This window comes from Seonamhaeicola marinus (genome assembly GCF_008085455.1).
Genome location: NZ_VSDQ01000537.1, coordinates 349 through 870 on the forward strand (window position 1 = coordinate 349; position 522 = coordinate 870).

1 protein-coding gene is annotated in these 522 nt (G+C 36.4%); it reads right to left on the reverse strand.

From position 1 onward, the window contains the following. Positions 1-522: ATP-binding protein (locus tag FUA24_RS08145; protein WP_449441423.1), on the reverse strand; the 522-nt coding region annotated here is incomplete at both ends.

Here is a 522-nt window from a genome sequence, read left to right on the forward strand (position 1 = left end):
GAGTAGGCTCAAATAAAGCCGATGTAGATTTTGTAATTTGATTACTCAATTCATCTAAACTATACCCTAACGCCAATTTAGCCGCAATTTTAGCAATTGGATATCCGGTTGCTTTACTTGCTAAGGCAGATGAGCGTGAAACACGTGGGTTAATTTCAATAGCAATAATATCTTCGTTTTCATCTGGAGAAACTGCAAATTGTACGTTACAACCACCTGCAAAATCGCCAATACTACGCATCATGTGTATGGCCATATCACGCATTTTTTGGTACGTTCTATCACTTAAAGTCATTGCAGGCGCTACTGTAATAGAATCTCCTGTATGAATTCCCATTGGGTCCATGTTTTCAATAGAACAAATAATAACTACATTACCATTTGAATCTCTTAACAACTCAAGCTCGTACTCTTTCCAGCCTAATAAGGCTTTATCAATCATTACTTCGTGAATAGGCGAAATTTCTAAACCGTTACGTAGTAATTTATCAAAATCTTTTTCTTCATACACAATTGCAGCAC